Raw genomic sequence first — 4396 nt, 5'->3', positions numbered from 1 at the left:
TGGTGGTCGTACCCGGGTAACAAATACCGAAGCACTACTCTGGATATCCCTTTCTGATGGTAGAACATTTACTCCCACAACCAATGATTCAAGAAACCATCCTATCGAGTTACCTGTTGCTGGTCAGAGTTTTAAGGATATTGGTATGTTAGTACCAACGAATACGTATACTGATTCTATTGCATTAAGTTCACTTATTGGCACACCGTATAATTATTGGGGGGATGATGATGGTGATGGTCAGGGAGTTTATTATGGTATCACCGTTACAGGTAATTTAAGCTTATCGATTGTTGATAAAGACGATAATCCTGTTGCCCGTAATGAAGTACTGACTATTTGTAAAGCGCCATATAAATTAACCTTATCTAGTGATAGCGGTAGATTAAAAACACCTTATGGTGTGCCTAATGAAAGTCGTTTTAGTGCAAGTAATGCCACTTATTATATTAATCCTAAGGCATCGCCAGTGGTTTGCTTTGTAAGACCTAACTTATATAGGGGTGGTCTTTCTGCTGCCGTTTGGAATCCTAGAAATGGTTTTCTACCACAGTCAGTTACGCCATCGTCTTATGGTTTAAACTTCCCGACTACTGGTGCTAATAATTTGTATTTTGATTTAGATATTGGTGGTAGTAATCAGGCCTTATCTTGGGCTACGGTTTCTCATGGTGGTATTACGGCGACGATGACCGATTCAACAAATACCAGCGTTAAAGTCACCCTAACTGGTCCTGCCGTTACAGACCCTAATCAATGGTACTCAGAAAATCCAGATAGAGTCGACAGACCATCTTTACCGCAGGTATTTGAGTTAGTCGGTCGTGATAGCAGTGGTAATGCGGTGGTCAAATATGGATTTGAGTTAAAGCAGTGGTTTGTTAATAGTGGTAATAATGAAAAGAACCATTCTAGTGTGGAATCTTGGTGTAATAATATTGGATACCATCTCCCAAATGTCAGGGATTTAACTAATGCGTCTTGTCGGGAACTTAATTCAGGAGACGCTTGTAACGGTCTAGTAGAGGCAACGCCTTCGTCACCTGATGGTTGGTACCAGCGTCACATTGGTGGAGGATTTTTCGCGGAATGGGGGATGGTGGAGACTTACTTTGGTGCCAATTTTCCCGGCCTCGGCTCCGGCGCCGGCGGCACTTGGACGTTTAAATATTGGACGCAAGATATGGTAGTTAGTACTCAAAGGTTTTTTTATGTTAACACGCGTTATGGTTCGATGTCTTACGATGATTGGTACAACTCCATAAGGGGCGGCGGAGCCTGTGTCTATCCTTAGCTATTATTTCTTAGTTCTTAGGTATTGAAGCTGAGGATAGAAAAATAACGTTAGGACGTTAAACAATCATTGCCCAGCCAAGGCAATAAGGCTGACAAAGTGGGCAATAAAAGCGATTTTGTGGTGCGACATTCGCAACGTGCTGACAACTGAGTGAGGTTAGCATGGCAAACAGGGATGTTTGGCAAGGAGCGTTAAAAGCGAACGCAGGCGGAAGGCAGTCACGCAGTGACCACTTGCGTGGTCGCCGCGGGAGATGGTAAAGAGGGTTGGCGCCAACCCTCTTAACTCGGACGTAATCACCGCATAGAAACAACCGCAAAACTGCAAACGTCCGAAACACAAACAACTAAAAAATAAAGAACTAAAAAATTTTGAGGAGAGGGGTTTTTAAAGCCCAAAAATCCCCCTAAAGTTTCTCCGAAATTGGTTTTAAAACTAAAATTAGCTTGCTATAAACATAAGAGTTTATTTTGGCAAATAAGTTTGGTGTATTTAATTTAGCGACATTCGCAACGTGCTGACAACAGAGTGAGGTTAGCATAGCAAACAGGGATGTTTGCCAAGGCGGTGCTTTGTCAGGAACAAATCACAGCCGGTGCGTTAAGACCGAACGAAGACGGAAGGCAGTCACATCGTGACCACTTGCGTGGTCGCCGCGGGAGATTGTAAAGAGGGTTCGCGCCAACCCTCTTAACTCGGACGTAATCACCGTATAGAAACAACCACAAAACAACAAACGTCCGAAACTCAAAGAATAAAAAATTTTGAGGAGAGGGGTTTTTGAAACTTAAATTCCTACTTATTGCTAACCCTTTTTTTTGACTTAAAATAAAATTTTTAAAAATCAATATGTTGAAAAACCGCTTAAAAAAAGGGTTTCTAATAGTAAAATTGCGCTTTGCCTTTTTACCAACTGCATTTATAGTATATTGAATTCTAGTTCACTACCGTGTAGGTAGTTTAGAAAAACCCGGCAATTCGACGTTGCGAATTAATGATGTTCACTACCGTGTAGGTAGTTTAGAAATATAAAAGATAAATTTTCTTTAATAAAAATTGGTTCACTACCGTGTAGGTAGTTTAGAAACATTCAATAGCAGCTTCTCCATTTTCCAATTTGTTCACTACCGTGTAGGTAGTAAGAAATATATAAGTGGCGGTATAATCAAGAAATACACTGCTTATTGAGTAGGTTAAAAATGGTGATTTTTAAAGAGGGAATAAAGGGGATATTATTTCTAATAAACAACAAATAACCGATGCTGTTTTCGGGCTAGCAGTATTCTTCTTTACAAAAGTTAACAATTAAACCATCAAAAAAAGTTGCATGGTTTTTTGCAATCACTATACTTTTATAGCATATTTATACGAATGGATAAATTTTATGCCATTAGGCTTAAAATTTTAAATAAATCATAAAATTGGATTGACAAGGATATCTGATATGGATTATAATTTTCAACACACAACACACAACACACAACCTGCCCAACCTATAATTTCACCTTTCTAAAGTTAAGCTCACACCGTTTATTATTTCACCGCAGTTTATTATTTCGACAATTTCCAAAATTTCCGAAATTCCGGCAAAATTTTTCAAAATTTCTTGGTTTCGCCTGTTTATCTCGGCCGATGGTTTTGGTATTGACCGTGGTTGTATTACAGTCTATCTCTTTTACTAATTATGCATTAACCACAAAAACGACCAATATTATTTATGGCTCCGCCCCATATTTAACCTTTGATGGTGGTCGCACCCGGGTAACAAATACCGCAGCGCTACTTGGGATATCGCTTTCTGATGGTAGAACATTTACTCCCACAACCAATAATTCGAGTTATTACAATCCTATCGAGTTACCAGTTGCTGGTCAGAGTTTTAATGATATTGGTATGTTAGTACCAACAGATACTGATTCTATTGCATTAAGTTCACTTATTGGCACACCGTATAATTATTGGGGGGATGATGATGGTGATGGTCAGGGAGTTAATGGTGTCACCGCTACTGGTAGTTTAAATTTATCTATTGTCGATAAAAATAATCAAGCTGTTACCCGTAATGAAGTACTGACTATTTGTAAAGCGCCATATAAATTAACCTTATCAAATAGTGAAGGTATATTAAAAACACGTTATGGTGTGCCTAATGAAAGTCGTTTTACGGCAGGTAATGCTACTTATTATATTAATCCTAAGGCATCGCCAGTGATTTGTTTTGCAAGACCTAACTTGGAACCCCGTAATAGTTCTGGTCCTGCTAACATATGGAACATTGATAAAGGTTTTCTAACACAGGGTTATTATGGTGAAAACTTCCCGACTACTGGTGGTGATAATTTGTTTTTTGATTTAGATATTGTTGGTAGTAATCAAGCCTTATCTTGGGCTCCGGTTTCTCATGGTGGTATTACGGCGACGATGACTGATTCAACAAGTACCAGCGTTCGAGTCACCCTAACTGGTCCTGTTGCTACACCATCGCAATGGCGTTCAGATAATCCAGGTCAAATCGCCAGACCATCTTTACCGCAGACATTTGAGTTAGTCGGTCGGGATAGCAGTGGTAATGCGGTGGTCAAATATAGATTTGTGTTAAAGCAGTGGTTTGTTGATGGTGGTGGTTTTGAAGGTACCCCTTCTAGAGCATCATCTTGGTGTCGTAGTTTTGGATACCGTCTCGTAGGTATCCAGGATGCAACTAGTGCGCGAGCTAATATTTCTTCCAAGCATTACATTGGTGGAGGATTTTTTGCGGAATGGGGGGGAATGAACTATTACACTGGTTCCAAGTTCAGAAGCGGAGGCTATTGGACGAATACTAGGGTGAATAATCGTAGTGTGTTCTTGCTAGTTTTCGGGAACAGTGGTCGTCTTGTAGGCATTAATGAGAATTACGTCTACCCCCCACTTTGTGTCTATCCTTAGCTATTATTTCTTAGTTCTTAGGTATTGAAGCTGAGGTAAGAAAAATAATGTTAGGACGATAAAAAGCGATTTTGTGGCGCAACATCCGCAATGTGCTGACAACTGAGAGAGGTTAGCATGGCAAACAGGGATGTTTGCCAAGGCGGTGCTTTGTCAGGAACAAATCACAGC

2 protein-coding genes and 1 CRISPR repeat array are annotated in these 4396 nt (G+C 40.0%); both genes read left to right on the top strand.

Annotated elements, in window-relative coordinates; all coding sequences use genetic code 11:
* Positions 1-1294: hypothetical protein (locus tag H3U97_RS11305; protein WP_198199000.1), on the top strand; the 1294-nt coding region annotated here is incomplete at its 5' end.
* Positions 1295-2236: 942 nt separating this feature from the next.
* A CRISPR array of direct repeats spans positions 2237-2444; the repeat unit is 28 nt; unit sequence GTTCACTACCGTGTAGGTAGTTTAGAAA.
* Between the two features lie 485 nt (positions 2445-2929).
* Positions 2930-4225 (top strand): hypothetical protein, encoded by a 1296-nt coding sequence (locus H3U97_RS11300; RefSeq protein WP_198198999.1) that lies wholly within the window; start codon positions 2930-2932, stop codon positions 4223-4225.
* The last annotated feature ends 171 nt before the right edge of the window (positions 4226-4396 follow it).

The organism is Gilliamella sp. W8128 (assembly GCF_016100545.1).
GTDB lineage: Bacteria > Pseudomonadota > Gammaproteobacteria > Enterobacterales > Orbaceae > Gilliamella > Gilliamella apis.
This window is presented reverse-complemented; position numbering and strand designations above follow the sequence as displayed.

Bases quoted from the DNA above. Each gene is read 5' to 3' on its own strand.
- H3U97_RS11300 (WP_198198999.1), top strand. From the start codon at position 2,930: ATGGTTTTGGTATTGACCGTGGTTGTATTACAGTCTATCTCTTTTACT.